Here is a 17,912-nt window from a genome sequence, read left to right as displayed (position 1 = left end):
ATGAGGAGCGCATCGTGAGTTCGCAGAACACACCCGCCGCGGGCGAGCACCCGGGCATCCGCCCGGACAGCAGGCTGACCCGGGATCTCGCGACCACCTACGAGACCGGCGGCCAGTGGACCTCACAGACGCTGACCTCCCTGCTCGCCGACGCGGCCGTCGCACACCCCGAGCTGACCGCGGCGGTCGACTCCGCCGGGCCGGGGGGAAGCCGCCGCGCGATGACCTACGCCGAGCTCGACGCCTACGTCACCGATCTCGCCGTGGGCCTGCGGGCCCGGGGAGTCACCGAGGGTGACTCCGTCGTGGTCATGCTGCCGAACTGCATCGAGTTCGCCGCGCTCATCTTCGCCATCAACCGCGCCGGCGCCGTCTACACCGGTATCCCGGTCGCCTACGGCACCAAGGAGGTCCGCCACATCCTCGCCTCGACCGGCGCGAAGGTGGTGGTGACGCAGGAACGGGTCGCGAGCGCCACCCCGCTGGAGGTGGTGCGAGCCTCGTACGGAGAGGCGGCGCCGCTGGTCGTCGTGCGCGGAGACTCGGGCAGGGGCGAGGGCGAGATCGCGCTCGGGGATCTGGCCGTCCCGGCCGCCGACGGCGCGCGACTCCCGGACGTGCTCCCCACGGTGGACCCCCGCGGCCTGTGCCACATCGGTTTCACCTCCGGTACGACGGGCGCCCCCAAGGGGGTGATGAACACCAACCAGACCCTGATCGCGGTGCTTCGGAACTGGCTGGCCTACTTCGGTGCGGAGAACCTCGGCGCCCCGATGGTGAACGCCGTGGTCTCACCCGTCGGCCACCACAGCGGCTTCCTGTGGGGAGTCCTGATGACCGCCTACCTCAGGGGGACGGCCGTCTACCTGGAGAAGTGGAGCCCGGCGACGGCCGCGACCTTCCTGCGCGAGGAAGGGGCCACGGTGTTCTTCGGTGCCCCGACGTTCCTCCAGGACCTGCTCACCACCGACCTCGTCGGTGACCCGCGCTGCGCGCTGCGCGCCGTCATCACGACGGGATCGCCGGTCCCGCGTGCGCTTCCCGGTGCCGGGCGCAGTGCCTTCGGCTGCTGGGTGGGCTCCGCGTGGGGAATGACCGAGATCGGGATCGGGATCTCCTGCCGGCCGGGTATGTCCGACCCTGAGCTCGCGAGCGACGGCCGGGCGGTGCCCGGCGTCGAAGTCCGCATCGTCGGGACGGACGGCGAGCCCGTGGCCGCCGACACGCCGGGACGGATGCAGGTTCGCAGCGCGGGACTCTTCCTGGGTTACCAGGGCCTGCCCGACAGGACCCGGGAGGAGATCGACGCGGAGGGCTGGTTCGACACCGGCGACACCGCCCGCATCGACGAGAACCAGCTGGTCTACCTCGAAGGGCGCAGCAAGGACATCGTCATCCGCGGTGGGGAGAACATCCCGGTGGTCGCGGTGGAAAGCGTGCTCTACACCCACCCCGACGTCGTCGAGGTGGCCGTCGTCGGTGTCCCCGACGAGCGTCTCGGCGAGCGGGCCTGCGCCGTGGTGCACTCCCGCACCGATGATCTGACCCTGGACGAGCTCAACCGGCACCTGCTCGACAGCGGCGTGTCCAGGCACTTCCTGCCGGAGCGCCTGGTGCTGGTGCCGAGTCTGCCCAAGACGCCCAGCGGGAAGATCCGCAAGGTCGAGCTCCGTCAGCGGCTGGCACTGGTGGAGACGGCGCCCCAATGACGGTGACCTGGGACCCCGCTCCGGTGCTCGCCCGGCTCGCCGCGCTGCGTGAGCGCCAGGAGTCGTGGCGGACCCGCGAGATCATCGAGCCCGCCGACGCGCTCGGCCACGCCCGCCTCTGCGACGTTCCGGCCGGCCGATCGGTTTTCGGTGACCGCGAGAAGGAAGGGGTGACCGGCGGCACCCCGCCGGACGGCCCCGACGTCGGTGACCACGGCGGGGAGGATCCCGCCGATGTCGGCGACCACGGCGGGGAGGGCCTCACCGGTGCCGGTGACCACGGCGGGGAGGATCCCGCCGATGTCGGTGACCATGGCAGGGGGGACCGCGCCGACGCCGGTGGCCACGGCCGGGGAGACCTCACCGGCACTCGGGAGGTGCCGCCCGGCCTGGCAGTCGCTCTCACGATGCGCGCCGTACTCGGCGTACTGCACGATCACCGCCTCGACCTGCCGTTCGACCACAACGTCCACGCGGCGCAGTCCCTGACGTGGCACGCGCCCATCGCGGTGGGCGCCTCGATCGAGACCCGAGCCTGGATCGGCCGTATCAAGGAAGGCGCGCGCGCCGTCTTCTTCGATGTGGAGACCGAGTCCTTCACCGAAGACGGCCGGATGTGCCTGCGCGGCACCAGCACCCAGGCTCTGCGTCATGGGTGAGCTTCCCGTGCCCGTGGGTGAGGTCCCCGTTCCCGCTCCTCTCGTGTGGGAGCCGGCCGCCGACGTGCCTCGCGACTACGCGCGGGTCTCTCGGGACCACAGTGCCGTGCACCTCGACGAGGCGGTGGCGAGCCGCGTCGGCCTGCCCGGTGTGATCCTGCACGGCATGTACGTCTACGGATACGTGGCCACCTACCTCGGGCGTCACGCGGACGGCCACGGAGGCCGTCTCGCCTCGTTCGAGTGCCGGTTCCAGGCACCGATGCTGCCGGGAGTGCCCATCCGGGTGCGGTTCGAGCGTGGTGACACCCGGGAGTCCGTACGCGTCGAGGCCCGCCAGTCGGACCGTCCGGTCCTGTCCGGGGTCGCCGTCCTGACGCCGGCCCTGCCGTCGGCCGGATCTTCCGACGCCTCCTGAGCTCTATGAGGACAAACCAGACGGTGTTGACCAATCGATAAATGTCCAACATTATTAGTAGGTGATTTCATTGGACACCAGCAGTGGGCCTGTGGACGAGCCGTCGGGGCCTCTCGACGGCGTGCGCGTGGTCGACATGACCACCTCCTATGCCGGCCCCACCGCCGCGATGTACCTCGCCGACCTCGGCGCGACAGTGATCAAGGTTGAGCGCCCCGGCAGCGGGGACGACGCCCGGTCCTGGGGCCCGCCGTTCGTCGACGGGGTCTCGGCGTGGTTCGCCTCCGCCAATCGCAACAAGCGGTCGGTCGTCCTCAACCTCAGCGCGCCCGAGGGGCGCGAGGTGCTCCTGCGGCTGCTCGACACCGCGGACGTCTTCCTGCAGAACATGAACCCCGCGAAGCTCAGCCGCATCGGGATCGACGGTGAGACCCTCCGGCGCCGCAACCCCCGGTTGGTGTACTGCGCCATGTCCGGGTTCGGCCTCACCGGCCCCGACAGCGACCTGCCCGGATACGATCTCGTCGCCCAGGCGCGGTCCGGGCTGATGTCGGTCACCGGGGAGAAGGGCGGGGCACCCCAGCGCGTCTCGACCGCGCTCTCCGACGTGGCGACGGGGATGGCCGCGGCGATCGCCGTCAACGCGGCACTGGTCCGTCAGTGCCGTACCGGACAGGGCGACGCCATCGACGTGTCCCTGCTCGACACCGACCTCGCCCTGATGGCGCCGCGGGTCGCCGCGTTCCTCGCCGGCGAGCCGGAACCGGCGCCCAGCGGCGGCACCGATTCGGTCCTCGCCATGTACCAGCCCTTCGAGGCCGCCGACCGGACCATCGTGATCGCGATCGGCAACGACTCCATGTGGCAGCGGTTCTGCGGCGCCATCGAGCTTCCCGAGCTGGGTGCCGATCCGGGGCTGTCGGACAACGCGAGCCGCCGTGCCGACCGCTCACGGATCACCGAACTGGTCGCGCGGCGACTCGCCACGCGGCCCGCGGCGGAGTGGCTCCGGCTGCTCGCCGACGTCGAGGTGCCGGCCGCGCTGGTGCAGACCCTCTCCGAGGTCACGAAGGACCCCCAGGTCGTGGCGCGCGGCGCGATCCTTCCCGTCCCGGGGGGCCACGACGACCTCGTCAGCGTTCGCAGCCCGTTCCGCCTCGCCTCGCAGGAGAAACCACGTAACGAGCGGTTCCCCGTGCTGGGGGCGGACACCCGGACGACCCTGCTGGATCTGGGATACACACAGGAGCAGATCGACGAACTCGCGGCGGCCCGCGTCGTCGGTCTGGAGGCAGCGGAGATCGCGTCATGACCCCGTCCGAGAGCGTCCTCGTCGAGCGGACCGGCCCGGTCACGATCGTGACCGTCAACAGGCCGGAGGCGTACAACGCGCTCAACGCCGAGGTCCTGTCCCGGCTGCGCGCCGCGGTCCTCGACGCCGACGCCGACCCCGCGGTCCGCGCCGTCGTCGTCACGGGAAGCGGTGAGAAGGCGTTCTGCGCCGGCGCCGACCTCAAGGAACTCGCCGGGATGGGCGCGGACCGCGCCCACGAGACGCTCCGCACCGGACAGCGGATCCTGCGGGACATCGAGCGGGCGACCGTACCCGTGATCGCGGCGGTCAACGGCGTCGCGCTCGGCGGCGGCTTCGAGCTCGTGCTCGCCTCGACGTTCCCGGTCCTGTCGACCGGGGCCTCCCTCGGGCTGCCCGAGTCCGGGCTCGGGCTGATGCCCGGGTACGGCGGCACGCAGCGGCTGCCCCGCGCGATCGGCGCCCCCGCGGCCGCGCATCTCATGCTCACCGGAGCGCGGCTGGACGCGCAACGCGCCTACCAGCTGGGACTCACCCCGATCCCTCCCGTCGCCCCCGCCGACCTCATGTCCACCGCGTCGGCACTCGCGGAGAAGATCGCCGCCCAGGGGCCGATCGCGGTCCGCTCCATCCTCACCGCCCTCGAATGCGGCCGGGACGCCGGGCTCGACGCCGGACTCCAGATGGAGACCGGCCTGGCGGCACTCGCCGTCGCCGGCGCCGAGTCCGACGAGGGGATCACCGCCTTCCTGGAGCGGCGGCTGCCCCGGTTCACCGACCCCGCGTCCAGCCCCGGGGAGTCCGCGTGAACACGGAACGACTGGCACGACTCGACCTCGACACCGACCCGAAGGCGTACCTGGCCCTTCACGAGCGGCTCGACGAACCCGTCGCCGACGCGGCACTGAGCGACAGGGAACTGGAGGTGCGCGCCCTCACCCGGGACGTCGTCTCCCGCGAGGTGGCGCCGCGAGCCCACGACCTCGACCGCACCCACGCCTTCGCGCACGACGGCGTCCAGGCGCTCGCCCGGGCGGGCCTGATGGGTCTGATCTTCCCGGAGAGCCTGGGCGGAACCGGAGACACCAACGTCGCCTACGCCGTCGCGATGGAGGAGATCACCGCGGGCTGCGCCGCCACGTCCCTGGTGTTCATGACGCAGACCCACGCGGCGTACCCCATCATGATCGCCGGAAGCGACGACCTGGCACGGCGCCACGTTCCCGGCCTGCTCGACGGATCGGTGTACGGGGCGCTCGGCATCACCGAGCCGAACGCCGGCAGCGACGTGTCCGGCCTGCGCACCACCGCCCGGCCCGTCTCCGGCGGCTACCTGCTCAACGGTTCCAAGACCTTCATCACCACCGGTGACAGGGCCGGTGTGATCGTCTGCTTCGCGACCACCGACAAGACCCTCGGCCGCGACGGCGTCAGCGCCTTCGTCGTCGACGGCGGCTGGGACGGCGTCCGCCCCGGCCGGCCGTTCGACAAGATGGGGATGCACGGCTCAAGCACCGCCGAACTCTTCTTCGACGACGTGCGCGTCCCGGCCGACCACCGCCTGGGCGCGGAAGGCGAAGGCTGGCGCGTGGTCATGAACTCGGTCGTGAAGTCACGGATCAGCGCGGCGGCGCAGGGCGTCGGGCTGGCCAGAGCCGCCTACGCGCGCACACTCGCCGTCCTGACCAGGACACACGGGACGCGCCTGCCGGACGAGCACGTCTTCGCACTCGCCGACCTGCGCGGACGCATCCTGCAGGGCAGGCTGCTCCTGCACGCGGTGGCCCGCCGGGCGGACGCCGCCGACGACATCTCGACCGGGCAGATCGGGATGATGAAGCAGGCGTGCACCGACCTGGGCTTCGCCGCGGCGGTCGAGGCCACCCGGATCCTGGGGCCCTACGGCGACCTCGCGGTCCTGGGCGTCGAACGCTGCCTGCGCGACGCCAAGGTGACCCAGATCTACGACGGCACGAACGAGATCCAGCGAATTCTGATCGGCCGCGAGATCACCCGTTCGATGAAGGGAGCGACATGAGCGACCTGCAGGGCAAGGTCGCGATCGTCACGGGAGCCGGTCGCGGGCTCGGCCGCTCGATGGCGGCGGCGCTCGTCGACGCCGGAGCCTCGGTGACGGTCGCGGCACGCACCGCCGCCGAGCTCGACACGTTCGTCGAGGAGGCCGGGAACGCCGGAGGCCGGGCGCTCGCCTGCCCGACCGACATCACCGACGAGGCGGCGGTGGAACGCATGGTCGCGGCGACCGTGGAGACCTTCGGGCGCGTCGACGTGCTCGTCAACAACTCCGGGATCGTCGCCTCCACGCCGTTGCTCGACCAGTCGGCCGCCGAGTGGGACCGCGTCGTCGCGACCAACCTGCGCGGCACCTTCCTCGCCACCCGGGCGGCCGGTCGGCACATGGTGGCCCAGGGAGCGGGCAAGGTCATCAACATCGCCTCCAACTTCGCGCTCCAGGGCGTCGCCGACCACGCCGCCTACTCGGCCTCCAAGGCGGCCGTGATCGGGTTCACCCGCTCGATGGCGATCGAGTGGGCGCGCTCGGGAGTGCAGGTCAACGCGATCGCGCCGGGATACTTCGCCACCCCGCTCAACGCCGGGATGCGCGAGGACGCCGACGTCCTGGCGAAGGTCGTACGAACCATCCCGGCACGTCGCATCGGCGAGCCCGACGAGCTCAGGCCGTGGCTGCTGCTGCTCGCCGGTAGCGCCTCGGACTTCATGACCGGAGAGGTCATCGTCGTCGACGGCGGCCAGAGCGTCCGATGACCGGCCCCGGCCCCGGCCCCGGCCCCGGCCCCAGCCCGGGCCACGATCCCGGCCCGGGCCGCAGCCACAACCCCGGCCACAGCGAGGAGGAGACCCCGTGAGGAACGAGAGCAAGACCGTCGCCGTGCTCGGCGCCGGCACCATGGGCTCCGGCATAGCCATCGTGATGGCGCGAGCCGGGCACCGGACCATCCTCTTCGACGTCGACGAGAACAACCTCAAACGCGGCATCGAGACCGTGCACGGCTTCTTCGACAAGGGCGTCCGGCTCGGCAAGATGGACGAGGGAGCGGCGCGGAGGGCGAAGGACGCCCTCGTGGGCAGCACCGACCTCACCGACCTGGCGCCCTGCGACGTGGTGGTCGAGGCGGTCTTCGAAGACCTGCGGGTGAAGAAGGAGATGTTCGGCCGCCTCGACGAGATCGTGTCGGACTCGACGCTGTTCCACACCAACACCTCGACGCTCTCGGTCACCGGCATCGCGTCCGGGTCACGCCGGCCGGAACGGGTCGTCGGCACCCACTACTGCAACCCCGCGCCGCTGATGAAACTCGTCGAGGTGGCCGACGGACGGCACACCGCCGGCTGGGCGCACAGGGCGACCGAGGAGTTCCTCGGCTCCCTCGGCAAGGTGAGCGTCGTCACCAAGGACAGCCCCGGGTTCATCGTGAACAGGTTCCTCATCCCGTGGGAGAACTCGTGCATCCGGGCGCTCGAGGCGGGCGTGGCCACCAAGGAGGACATCGACGCCGCGGTGCTCGGTGCCGTCGGCCACCCGATGGGCCCCTTCCGGCTGCTCGACATCGTCGGCCTCGACATCCACCAGCAGGTCGCGACGCGGCTGTACGAGCAACTGCGCGACCCGCGTTTCTTCCCGCCGCCGATGGTCGAGCGGATGGTCGCGGCCGGCGACCTCGGTCGCAAGACCGGTCGCGGCTTCTACGAGTACGACGACACCCGGCTCTTCGGATCCTGAAGGAGGCAGACGATGAACCAGTTCCACAGAATCGGAGTGGTCGGCCTGGGAACCATGGGCGGCGGAATCGCCCAGGTGTTCGCCATGTCCGGCCGCGACGTCGTCGCCGTGGAGGCCGACCGGACACGGGCCGAGGCGGGCGTCGCCGCGATCGGCGCCTTCCTCGACGGTGGCGTGGCCCGCGGCAAGGTGAGCGGCGAGGAGAAACGGGCCGCACTCGCCCGCATCACCACCGTCACGTCGCCGGGCGACCTGGCCGGCGTGGACCTCGTCGTCGAGTCGGTGACCGAGAACCTCGAGGTCAAGCGCGAGGCCCTCGCCGCCGCCGCTCTCGCCGTCGGTGACGAGACCCCGATCGTGACCAACACCTCGGCGCTGTCGGTGACCGAGCTCGCGGCCCTGCTGCCCAACCCCGCGCGGGTCGCCGGGCTGCACTTCTTCAACCCGGCGCCGGTGATGCGCACCGTCGAGGTGGTCCGCGCCCTGCAGACGGACCAGGGCCTCGTCGACCGGCTCGTCGCGCTCGTGAACAGCCTGGACGGCAAGCAGCCCGTCGTCGTGAAGGACCGCCCAGGCTTTCTGATCAACGCGCTGCTCCTTCCGTACCTCAACGACGTCATCCAGGAGTACGACGAGGGGCTCGCCACCGCCGAGGACATCGACCTGGCGCTCAAGCTGGGGCTGGGCTACAGGTCGGGCCCGCTGGAGATGCTCGACATGATCGGCCTCGACGTGCACCTGCACGCCACGGAGAACGCGTACGCCGCCACCTCCGACGACCGCTACGCGCCGCCCCCGCTGCTGCGGCAGATGGTCGCCGCCGGCCGGCTCGGCACCAAGAACGGCAAGGGTTTCCGCGCCGGAGAGAAGAGGACCCGATGAAACCGTCGCACTACGAGGACATCCTCATCGACCTCGAAGGCCCGGTCGTCACGATCACGATCAACCGGCCGGAGGCGGGGAACAAGTTCCGCCACCGGACCTGCCTGGAGCTGTTCGACGCGCTCCAGCGCTTCCGCCTCGACCCCGCCCTGCGCGCCGCGGTCCTCACCGGGGCGGGAGAGAAGTTCTTCTGCATCGGAGGTGAGCACGACCCGGTCACCTCCCTGGACCAGTCGCAGGTCCTGCCGATCGTCGACGTCTACCAGGCGCTCGACACCATCCCCAAGCCCGTGGTCGCCGCCGTGAACGGGTTCGCCGTCGGCGGAGGCAACGTGCTCCACACGGTGTGCGACCTCACGATCGCCTCAGAGAACGCGGTCTTCCGGCAGGTCGGGCCCATGGTGGGCAGTTTCGACGCCGGTTACGGATCCTGGTATCTGGAGGACACCATCGGCCGCAAGCGGGCCAAGGAGATGTGGTACCTCAACCAGAAGTACTCCGCCGAGGAAGCGCTGGCGATGGGGCTGGTCAACGAGGTGGTGCCCGCCGACCGGCTGCGCGAGCGGGTCGCCGAGGTGACCCGCGCACTCACCTCCCGCGGTCCGATGGCGATCGCCGGTATGAAGGCCGCGTTCTCGGCTCGCCACAACGGCGTTTCCGGCCAGGCGCGGATGGCCCACGACCAGCAGCTCTCCTTCTACCTGCAGACCCGTGAGGCCCACGAGCTGAGCGACTCGTTCGGCGAGCGTCGCGCGCCCGACCCGGAAAGCTTCTGGTCGTGACGTCGTCTCCGCACCTCACGGCAGGGATCTCCACGCGGAAAGGACCACGATGAGCCGGTTCGGCCCCGCTCTCGACGAGGAGCAGCGCGACCTGGTGGCGATGCTGGACGCCTTCGTCGCCGATCACGACGTGGTGTTGTCCGACGACGCGGACGTCGTCGGTGGGCTCGCGACCGAGCTCGCCGAACTGGGCGTCTGGACCATCGGCACCGACGAGCGGCACGGCGGCGGCGGAGCCGGCCGCCTCACCACCGCGGTGGCGATGGAGCGGCTGGGACGTGCCTGGCCGGCTCTCGGCTGGGCGGCCACCCAGGCGCACGCGGCGGTCGACGTCCTCGGCGGCGACGACCGGTTCGCCGACCTGGTCGCCGCCGTGCACACGGCCGCCGTGGCGATCGCCGTCGTGGACGCGACGTCGCCGCAGGTGCGGCTGGACTGGTCGGCGGACGCGCTCAGCGGTTCCGTGGACCGGATCGATCCGGCCGCCGAGGCCCCCTACCTGCTGCTGCTCGGCGACGACGACACCGCGGTGCTGGTCGGACCGGAGGCGATGACCACCCGGCCGCTGGAGCGGACCGGGCTGGGCGGCGCCCTGACACGATCGGTGCGGCTCAAGGACACCGTTCCCGCGGGCGCGGTCCACCGGATGGGAAACGTCGACGTCAGTGCGGCGCGGACCCGACTGCGCCAGGGCGCCGCGGCGGTCGCCGCGGGAATCGCCGGGGCCGCCGCCGACGCCGCGGCCGCCTACGCCGCGGAGCGCCACCAGTTCGGCGGACCCCTCACCGACCTGCCGACCGTGCGGCAGTCGCTGCTCGACCAGGCGATGCGGACCTCGGTGGCGCTGGCGGTGGCGTTCGCCGCGGACGAGAGCGACGAGGACGGCGAGGGCGACCGGGGAGACAGCGGCGTCGGGAACGTCGGGGGCGTCGGGGGCGTCGGGGGTTCGGTGCGGACGCTCGCCGCCGTGCGCCACGCCTGCGACGCCGCGATCGAGGTGGCCGCCGCGGCCCTGCAGTCCCACGGCGGCTACGGCTACCTGGCCGAGTATCCCGTCGAACGCCACCTGCGCGACGCGGTCTCGCTGCGCGCGGCGACGGACACCCAGGCCGCCACCGCTCTCACCGCCCGTACCCTCGTCGGTCTGGGCCCGCTCCGTGAGGCCGAGGCGTCATGACACCCCCCGTACCGACCTCGCGGCCTCGGCTCCCCCTGCACGGAGTGAAGGTCCTGGACCTCTCCACCCTGCTGCCGGGCCCGCTCGCGACCCTGATGCTGGCCGACGCGGGCGCCGACGTCGTCAAGCTCGAACGGCCGGGCCGCGGGGACGAGATGCGTACCTATGAGCCGCGCTTCGGCGAGGCGAGTGCGAACTACGCGGTGCTCAACCGGGGGAAACGGGCGTACGCCGCGGACTTCAAGGACCCCGCCCAGCGGGACCGCGTGCTCGAACTCGCCGCCGAGGCCGACGTCGTGGTCGAGCAGTTCCGGCCGGGCGTCGCCGACCGGCTCGGCCTGGGGTACGAGCACGTGCGCGCGGTGAACCCCGACGTCGTCTACTGCTCCATCAGCGGGTACGGCCCGACGGGCCCACGGGCCACCCGCGCGGGCCACGACCTGAACTATCTCGCCGAGTCCGCCCTGCTCGGGGTGGCCGTCGACGGCACCGGATCCCCCGGCCTGCCGGTGACCGTGCTCGCCGACATCGCCGGCGGCACCTACCCCGCGGTCGTCAACATCCTGCTCGCCCTGCGACAGCGGGACGTCACCGGTGACCCGGTCCACCTGCAGATCTCGATCACCCACAACCTGCAGGTCCTCGCGTACGGCTACTTCGCCACCCACCAGGCGGGCGGGGGCTGGCCTCGTCCCGGCGCCGAACTCCTCACCGGCGGCAGCCCGCGCTACCAGGTGTACGAGACCGCGGACGGCCGTCACGTCGCCTGCGCGGCGTTGGAGCAGAAGTTCTGGGACCGGCTGGTCGAGCTGGTGGGGCTCGATCCGAGCTTCCACGACGACCGCGGCCAGGAGCGGGCCGTGATCGGCGCGCTGGCCGGACGGTTCGCCTCCGAGTCCGCCGACCACTGGCGGTCCGTACTCGACGGTGAGGACGTGTGCACCGTCGTCGTCGCGACGTGGGACGAGGCGGTCGAGGCGAACCTCGTCGACGTCGACGCGCCCCAGCGGGTGTCCGCACCCGGGACGCGGGACTCGTTCGCGACCCTCCCCAGCCCCATCTCGCCGACGCTACGTCAGGGACCCGGCACCGTGCCCTACCCCGCACTCGCCGATCTGGGCGAAGAGTCGCCCTGGTCCTGACGCCCGACCAACCGAAGGAGACATCCATGCGCGCTGCACTCGTCAAGGAGTTCGGCCCCCCGACCAGCCTCGTCGTCGAAGACGTGCCCGACCCGGTGCCGGGTCCGGGCGAGGTCGTGATCGAGGTCGGTGCCGTCAGCGTCAACTTCCCCGACATTCTCGTCGTCGAGGGCAAATACCAGAACCTGCCGGAACGGCCCTTCAGCCCCGGCAAGGAGGCGGCGGGACGCGTCAAGGCGGTCGGTGCGGGCGTCGAACGACTCCGGGTCGGCCAGCGTGTCCTCGCGCTGGTCGAGTTCGGTGGCTACGCCGAGCAGCTGCGCGTCCCCGAGGAACTGGTGATGGAGTTGCCCGACGCGATGTCCTACGAGTCGGCGGCCGCCTCCGGCCTCGTCTACTCCACCGCCTACTTCGGGCTGCTGCGCCGAGGCCGGATGAAGCCGGGGGAGACCGTTCTGGTCACCGGCGCGGGCGGAGGCGTCGGCTCCGCCGGCGTCCAGCTCGCCAAGGCGTACGGCGCGCGGGTGATCGCGCTGGCCCAGGACGACGCGAAGGCGGAGCTGGCCCGCCGGCAGGGCGCGGACGTCGTGCTCACCTCCACCCCGGAGACGTTGCGCGACGACCTGCTGGCGGCCACCGACGGCAGGGGCGTCGACGTGGTCCTCGAGATGCTCGGCGGTGACTTCCTCACCCAGATCATCCGGGCGACCGCCTGGGAGGGCCGCATCGTGATCGTCGGATTCGCCTCGGGCGGCCAGAACCCCATCAAGCCCGGACACATCCTGGTGAAGAGCATCAGCATCGTGGGACTCCAGAGCAGCGACTACCGCGACCGGATGCCGGAACTGATGCGCTCGACCATGGCCGAGGTGTTCCGGTTGTTCGTCGAAGGGAAGGTCGACGCGGCGGTCGACACGACGTTCCCGCTCCAGAAGGCCGGCGACGCCCTGCAGTACGTCAAGGAGGGCCGGGTCAAGGGCAAGGTCGTGTTGACGACGGGCCTGGGCTGAGCAGGAAAGGACTCCACAGGTGACCACCTCGTTTCTCTACGCCGCCGTCCGTACGCCGTTCGGCCGTTTCGGCGGCGCCCTCGCCGAGGTGCGTCCCGACGACCTGGCCGCGGCCGCGCTCACGGGGGTGCTCGACACGGTGCCGGCGCTGGACCCCGCGCTCATCGACGATGTGATCTACGGCAACGCCAACGGCGCCGGCGAGGACAACCGCAACGTCGCGCGCATGGCGGTGTTGCTCGCCGGGCTGCCCACCTCGGTGCCCGGCTCGACGGTGAACCGGCTCTGCGGCTCGTCGCTGGACGCGGCGATGACGGCGTCCCGGATGGTCGAGGCGGGCGACGCCGAGGTCGTCGTGGCCGGCGGTGCCGAGTCGATGACGCGGGCGCCGTGGGTACTCCCCAAGCCCAGGCGCGGCTATCCCGCGGGTGACCTCAGCGCGGTCTCCACGACGCTGGGGTGGCGGCTGGTCAACGCGCGTATGCCGAAGGAGTGGACGGTCTCCCTGGGCGAGTGCAACGAGCAGCTGGCCGACAGGTACGGCATCACCCGCGAGCGGCAGGACGAGTTCGCGGCGCGCTCGCACCGGCTCGCCCACGCCGCCTGGGAGGACGGGTTCTACGACGATCTGGTCGTTCCGGTGGAGAACACCGGGCTGCACAGGGACGAAGGCATCAGACCCGGCTCGTCCCCCGAGACGCTGGCCGGGCTGAAGCCCTCGTTCAGGCCCGACGGGTCCATCACGGCGGGCAACGCGTCCCCGCTCAGCGACGGGGCGGCCGCCCTGGTCGTCGGGTCGGAGGAGGCCGGATCGCTCATCGGCTCCGACCCGGTGGCCCGCTTCGCGGGCCGGGGAGTGCACGCGCTGGATCCGCAGGACTTCGGATTCGCGCCGGTCGAGGCGGCCGGGGTCGCCCTGGCGAGGGCGGGGATCGGCTGGTCCGACGTCGGAGCGGTCGAGCTCAACGAGGCCTTCGCCGCGCAGTCACTCGCCTGCGTCGACGCCTGGAAGATCGACCCCGGCATCGTCAACACCAAGGGCGGCGCGATCGCGATCGGGCACCCGCTCGGAGCCTCGGGCGCGCGCGTCCTCGGCACGCTCGCCCGGCGCCTCGCCTCGGAAGGGGAGCGCTGGGGCGTCGCGGCCATCTGCATCGGCGTGGGACAGGCCCTCGCCGTCGTATTGGAAAACGTCACCGACACAGGGAAGTGGTCATGATGCGGTCCACCAGCGCTCCGTCGACGGTGGGGGTGTACGGAGGCGGGCGGATGGGCGCGGGCATCGCGCACGCGTTCCTGCTGGCAGGCGCCGACGTACGGATCGTCGAGACCTCGGACGACACCGTGCGGGCCGCCCGTGAGCGGGTGGAGGGCAGCGTGGCGAACGCCGAGCGGAGGGGGAAACTCCCCGCGCCCGCGGCCGAACTCCTCTCACGGCTGGTCGTCACCGTCGACCGCACCCCGCTGGGGGCGTGTGCCCTGGTGATCGAGGCGGTCCCCGAGGATCCCGACCTCAAGCGGCGGGTGCTGCGCGACGTGGAGGAGGTCGCGGCGGACGCCGTGCTCGCCACCAACACCTCCAGCCTGTCGATCGACGACCTGGCCAGGGAGCTGGCCCGGCCGGAGCGCTTCGTCGGCCTGCACTTCTTCAACCCCGTACCGGCCAGTGAGCTGGTGGAGGTCGTCGTCGGCACCAAGACCTCACGGGACCTCGTCGCGGACGCGCAGACCTGGGTGACCGCCCTCGGCAAGACCGCGATCACGGTGAGCGACTCGCCGGGTTTCGCGAGCAGCAGGCTGGGGGTGGCCCTCGCCCTGGAGGCGATGCGGATGCTGGAGGAGGGGGTCGCGTCGGCGGAAGACATCGACACGGCGATGACGCTCGGCTACAAGCACCCCCTGGGCCCCCTGAAGACGACCGACGTCGTCGGGCTCGACGTCCGGCTCGCCATCGCCGAACACCTCGCCCGCGAACTGGGAGCGCGCTTCGAGCCTCCCCGCATCCTGCGCGAACTGGTCGCCGCGGGACACCTCGGGCGCAAGACGGGCAAGGGCTTCTACGACTGGTGAGCCCGTCCCCGTGGGGACGGCTGGGCGAGCCGGTGGGCGATGTCGGCGGCACCGGTGAGCCCCGTCCCCGTACGGGGCTGCCGGGCGAGCCGGTGAACGGGGCTAGCCCATCCACATGCCGCCGTTGACGTCGATCACCGCCCCGGTGACCGAGGCGGCGGATGAGGAGCACAACCACTCGACCGTGCCGGCGATCTCCTCGGGACCGGTCACCCGGCCGAGGGGGATCTGGCGTCGCAGGGCGTCCATCTCCTCCTCGGACAGGCGGGTCAGCATCGGGGTCGCCACCGGGCCGGGGGCCACCGCGTTCACCCGGATCCCCCTCGCCGCCTGGTCCTTGGCCAGGTGGCGGGTGAGGCCGATCAGCCCGGCCTTCGCGGTGGCGTAGGCGGGTCCTGACAGGCGGTTGCCGCCGTGGCGGCCGTTGACCGAGCTGAACAGGACGACCGAGCCGCCCTCGCCCATCAGGGGGAGCGCCGCCTGGGTGACGACGAGGGCGGAGGTCAGGTTGTCGTCGAGCACCCGGCGCCACTGGGCCAGGTCGAGGTCCTCGATGCCGCCCTCGCCGACGGAGCCGGCGGCGTGGACGACGTTGTCCAGGATCGGGGTGTCACCGAGTGCCTCACGTACCGAGGAGGGGTCGCTCGCGTCGTGGCCGAGGGCTCTGTCGATGACGATCAGGTCGTGGCCGAGGGCGCGCAGGCGGTCGGCGCAGGCGCGGCCGATGCCACCCGCACCCCCCACCACCAGGGAAGTCTTCGCCATCCGGACATTTGTATCAGGGATGGGTGAGGCCGGACGACCCGGGGGCGGGCTATGCTCTGAGCTTGTGCGGGCGGAGGAGAGTACGGCGAACGGGACCCCTGCCGACGACGGGCAGACCAGCAGCGGTGTCGAGAGGGCACTGCAGGTGATCTTCGCGGTCGCGGCGGCGAAGGAGCCCGACATCGGCGTCTCCGAGCTGGCCAGGTCGCTCGGGCTGAGCAAGGCGGTGGTCCACCGGGTGGTCCGCACCCTCGTGGCGGCCGACTTCTTCTCCTTCGACGAGCGCACCCGGCGTTACCGCCTGGGGCCCGGCGCGGTGAGCGTGGGCCTGGCGGCGATGGCGCAGATGGAGGTGCCGAGGATCGCCCAGCCCTACCTCGAACGGCTGGTCGCCCACACCAAGGAGACCGCGACCCTCTCGGTGCGGTACGGCACCCAGCGCATGTATCTCACCCAGGTGCTCTCACCGCAGGAGATCCGCATGTCGGTGCAGCTCGGGCGGCTCTACCCGCTCCACGCCGGCGGGTCGTCGAAGGCGATCCTGGCCGCGATGGAGGCCGAGGAGATCCGCGGTTACCTGTCCTCGCAGCCGCTTGAGGCGCTGACCGGGATCACGATCCAGGACCCGGCCCGGCTCGCCGACGAGCTGGAGACCATCCGGCAGCGCGGTTACGCCGTGAGCCTCGGCGAGCGCCAGCAGGGGGCGGCGTCGGTCGCGGCGGCGGTCCACGAGGCGACCGGCCGGGTTTACGGCTCGATCTCGGTCTGCGGGCCGGTGAGCCGGCTCAGCGTCGGCAACATCGAGGAGTACGGCCGCCTCGTCCACGAGGCCGCCACCGAGGTCTCCCGCCAGCTCGGTTACCGTTCCTCCTGACTTCGCCGCCTTCCTGGCTCTGTCCTCCACCTCGCGACCACCTCGCGGCCTTCCTCCGCCGCCCTCCCGGCCTCACCGCCCCTGGCTTCGCTGTCCTCCTGCCCTCCTTGGTCTCACCGCCCTCGGCTCCGTTGCCTTCCCGGCTTCGCCGCCCGGTTTCCTGAGCGGAACGCGGTCGATCCTCGGGACCGGCCGACTGCGGGGCCCGCTCACCGTTCGGGTCGGCCGCCCCTGAGGGCCGACTGACCGAAATCCCGGACAGGCGCCCGCCGTCGACACGACGGCGGCTCTTTTACCTGCTGTTATCACTCTGTGTAGCGATCGATTGTGCACCGGTCACCCTCAGATATGGTGATAAAAGCGTCAAATCGCCCCTGCGTGTTACAAACTCGAAAAACAGTGATGGATCCCTTGACCTGCTTTTGGTGGCGCGCCTAGCATCACGGTATCCGGTACGGCGTTCCGCCCAGCGATACACCGGGAGCCTGGAGGGCAAGCACATGTCGACCTCAGTCCGCACTTCGGAGGAGATGCGGCCCCGCGCGCCTCGACGTAAGTGGACCGATTCCTCGTTGATGCTGTGGATCACCACCCCTCTGCTGCTTCTGGTCTTCATCGGGGCGTGGAAGGCCTACACCGTGCTGTTCGGCGTCGGAGAGCTGATGCTTCCCCCGCCCGAGACGGTCGGCGCGGCCCTGGTCGAGCTGATGCAGGGCTCGCTCATCTACGAGGCGATCAAGGTCACCCTCTACGAGACGCTGGTCGGGTTCGCCCTCGCCGCCGTCGTCGGGGTGGCCCTGGGCATCATCCTCGGCAAGGCCCGCAGACTGGAACGGGTCCTGTCGCCGTTCCTCATCGCCACCCAGGTCGTACCGAAGGTGGCCATCGTCCCGCTGTTCCTTCTGTGGTTCGGTTTCGGACCCACATCCAAGATCTTCATGGCGGCGATCATCGCGTTCTTCGTGATGATGCAGAACACGATCCTCGGGATCCGGTCGATCGAACCCGGTCACCGCGATCTCATGCGCGTCATCCAGGCACCCTGGTGGAAGCGTGTGATCTCCCTGGACATCCCGTCCTCGCTGCCCTACGTGCTCACCGGCGTGGAGCTGGGCATCGTCTTCGCCATCACCGGCGCCGTCGTCGGCGAGTACCTCGGTGGCGACGAGGGCCTGGGTGCCCTCGCGACGATGATGCTGGCCGGTCTCCGCACCGACATGCTCTTCGCGGTCGTGATCGTGATGACGGTGCTCGGTTTCCTCCTCTACGCCGTCACCGCGGCCATCCGGAGGTTCGCGATCCCCTGGCACGAGTCGTCCGGCCGTCCCACGTCTCTCTAGAACAGGAAC

At 71.2% G+C, this 17,912-nt stretch carries 18 protein-coding genes; 17 read left to right on the top strand and 1 reads right to left on the bottom strand.

The window, feature by feature from the left end:
* Nucleotides 1-14 precede the first annotated feature (14 nt).
* The 15 genes from ABT352_RS15280 (at nucleotide 15) to ABT352_RS15210 (ending at nucleotide 14,924) form a co-directional block, all read left to right on the top strand.
* On the top strand, nucleotides 15-1,709 hold the full coding sequence (locus ABT352_RS15280) for an AMP-binding protein (protein ID WP_350945442.1): 1,695 nt from the start codon (nucleotides 15-17) through the stop codon (nucleotides 1,707-1,709).
* Entirely contained in the window at nucleotides 1,706-2,368 is a 663-nt protein-coding gene (locus tag ABT352_RS15275; protein WP_350945441.1) for an FAS1-like dehydratase domain-containing protein, read from the top strand. The genes ABT352_RS15280 and ABT352_RS15275 overlap by 4 nt, the downstream gene beginning before the upstream one ends.
* Entirely contained in the window at nucleotides 2,361-2,786 is a 426-nt protein-coding gene (locus tag ABT352_RS15270) for a MaoC family dehydratase (protein ID WP_350945440.1), read from the top strand. Before ABT352_RS15275 ends, ABT352_RS15270 begins: the two co-directional genes overlap by 8 nt.
* Before the next feature lie 61 nt (nucleotides 2,787-2,847).
* Nucleotides 2,848-4,098 carry a CaiB/BaiF CoA transferase family protein gene (locus ABT352_RS15265; RefSeq protein WP_350945439.1) on the top strand — a complete coding sequence of 417 codons (1,251 nt, stop codon included), beginning with the start codon at nucleotides 2,848-2,850 and terminating at the stop codon, nucleotides 4,096-4,098.
* Entirely contained in the window at nucleotides 4,095-4,907 is an 813-nt protein-coding gene (locus ABT352_RS15260; RefSeq protein ID WP_350945438.1) for an enoyl-CoA hydratase/isomerase family protein, read from the top strand. The genes ABT352_RS15265 and ABT352_RS15260 overlap by 4 nt, the downstream gene beginning before the upstream one ends.
* On the top strand, nucleotides 4,904-6,136 hold the full coding sequence (locus ABT352_RS15255) for an acyl-CoA dehydrogenase family protein (protein ID WP_350945437.1): 1,233 nt from the start codon (nucleotides 4,904-4,906) through the stop codon (nucleotides 6,134-6,136). Before ABT352_RS15260 ends, ABT352_RS15255 begins: the two co-directional genes overlap by 4 nt.
* On the top strand, nucleotides 6,133-6,885 hold the full coding sequence (locus tag ABT352_RS15250; protein ID WP_350945436.1) for an SDR family NAD(P)-dependent oxidoreductase: 753 nt from the start codon (nucleotides 6,133-6,135) through the stop codon (nucleotides 6,883-6,885). The genes ABT352_RS15255 and ABT352_RS15250 overlap by 4 nt, the downstream gene beginning before the upstream one ends.
* Before the next feature lie 97 nt (nucleotides 6,886-6,982).
* Complete coding sequence (locus ABT352_RS15245) at nucleotides 6,983-7,861, top strand: 3-hydroxyacyl-CoA dehydrogenase family protein (RefSeq protein ID WP_350945435.1); 879 nt, start codon at nucleotides 6,983-6,985, stop codon at nucleotides 7,859-7,861.
* Between the two features lie 12 nt (nucleotides 7,862-7,873).
* The gene (locus ABT352_RS15240) at nucleotides 7,874-8,743 is read left to right on the top strand and encodes a 3-hydroxyacyl-CoA dehydrogenase family protein (protein WP_350945434.1); all 870 of its coding nucleotides are present in this window, start codon (nucleotides 7,874-7,876) and stop codon (nucleotides 8,741-8,743) included.
* A complete protein-coding gene (locus ABT352_RS15235; protein WP_350945433.1) occupies nucleotides 8,740-9,525 on the top strand; it encodes an enoyl-CoA hydratase-related protein in 786 nt (261 codons plus the stop codon). Before ABT352_RS15240 ends, ABT352_RS15235 begins: the two co-directional genes overlap by 4 nt.
* 49 nt (nucleotides 9,526-9,574) lie before the next feature.
* Nucleotides 9,575-10,702: an acyl-CoA dehydrogenase family protein gene (locus ABT352_RS15230; RefSeq protein WP_350945432.1), complete on the top strand. Its 1,128-nt coding sequence runs from the start codon at nucleotides 9,575-9,577 to the stop codon at nucleotides 10,700-10,702.
* Between the two features lie 44 nt (nucleotides 10,703-10,746).
* Nucleotides 10,747-11,844 carry a CaiB/BaiF CoA transferase family protein gene (locus ABT352_RS15225; protein ID WP_350945431.1) on the top strand — a complete coding sequence of 366 codons (1,098 nt, stop codon included), beginning with the start codon at nucleotides 10,747-10,749 and terminating at the stop codon, nucleotides 11,842-11,844.
* A 26-nt stretch (nucleotides 11,845-11,870) separates the two neighbouring features.
* Nucleotides 11,871-12,854 carry an NADPH:quinone oxidoreductase family protein gene (locus ABT352_RS15220; protein WP_350945430.1) on the top strand — a complete coding sequence of 328 codons (984 nt, stop codon included), beginning with the start codon at nucleotides 11,871-11,873 and terminating at the stop codon, nucleotides 12,852-12,854.
* A gap of 19 nt (nucleotides 12,855-12,873) precedes the next feature.
* Nucleotides 12,874-14,073 (top strand): thiolase family protein, encoded by a 1,200-nt coding sequence (locus tag ABT352_RS15215; RefSeq protein WP_350945429.1) that lies wholly within the window; start codon nucleotides 12,874-12,876, stop codon nucleotides 14,071-14,073.
* On the top strand, nucleotides 14,070-14,924 hold the full coding sequence (locus ABT352_RS15210; protein ID WP_350945428.1) for a 3-hydroxyacyl-CoA dehydrogenase family protein: 855 nt from the start codon (nucleotides 14,070-14,072) through the stop codon (nucleotides 14,922-14,924). Before ABT352_RS15215 ends, ABT352_RS15210 begins: the two co-directional genes overlap by 4 nt.
* A 102-nt stretch (nucleotides 14,925-15,026) precedes the next feature.
* Here the strand turns inward: ABT352_RS15210 and ABT352_RS15205 are convergent, their stop codons facing one another.
* Nucleotides 15,027-15,689, bottom strand: coding sequence for an SDR family NAD(P)-dependent oxidoreductase (locus ABT352_RS15205; RefSeq protein WP_350945427.1), 663 nt, complete (start codon nucleotides 15,687-15,689; stop codon nucleotides 15,027-15,029).
* A gap of 64 nt (nucleotides 15,690-15,753) precedes the next feature.
* Between ABT352_RS15205 and ABT352_RS15200 the strand changes: the two genes are divergently transcribed.
* Nucleotides 15,754-16,563: an IclR family transcriptional regulator gene (locus tag ABT352_RS15200; RefSeq protein WP_350945426.1), complete on the top strand. Its 810-nt coding sequence runs from the start codon at nucleotides 15,754-15,756 to the stop codon at nucleotides 16,561-16,563.
* A gap of 500 nt (nucleotides 16,564-17,063) precedes the next feature.
* A complete protein-coding gene (locus ABT352_RS15195; RefSeq protein ID WP_350945425.1) occupies nucleotides 17,064-17,903 on the top strand; it encodes an ABC transporter permease in 840 nt (279 codons plus the stop codon).
* Nucleotides 17,904-17,912: the final 9 nt, after the last annotated feature.

Origin of the sequence: Streptosporangium sp. NPDC000563 (assembly GCF_040299985.1) — a bacterium.
Lineage (GTDB): Bacteria > Actinomycetota > Actinomycetes > Streptosporangiales > Streptosporangiaceae > Streptosporangium.
The sequence above is the reverse complement of the archived record's forward strand: the minus strand, read 5'-3'. Positions and strand labels throughout refer to the sequence as shown.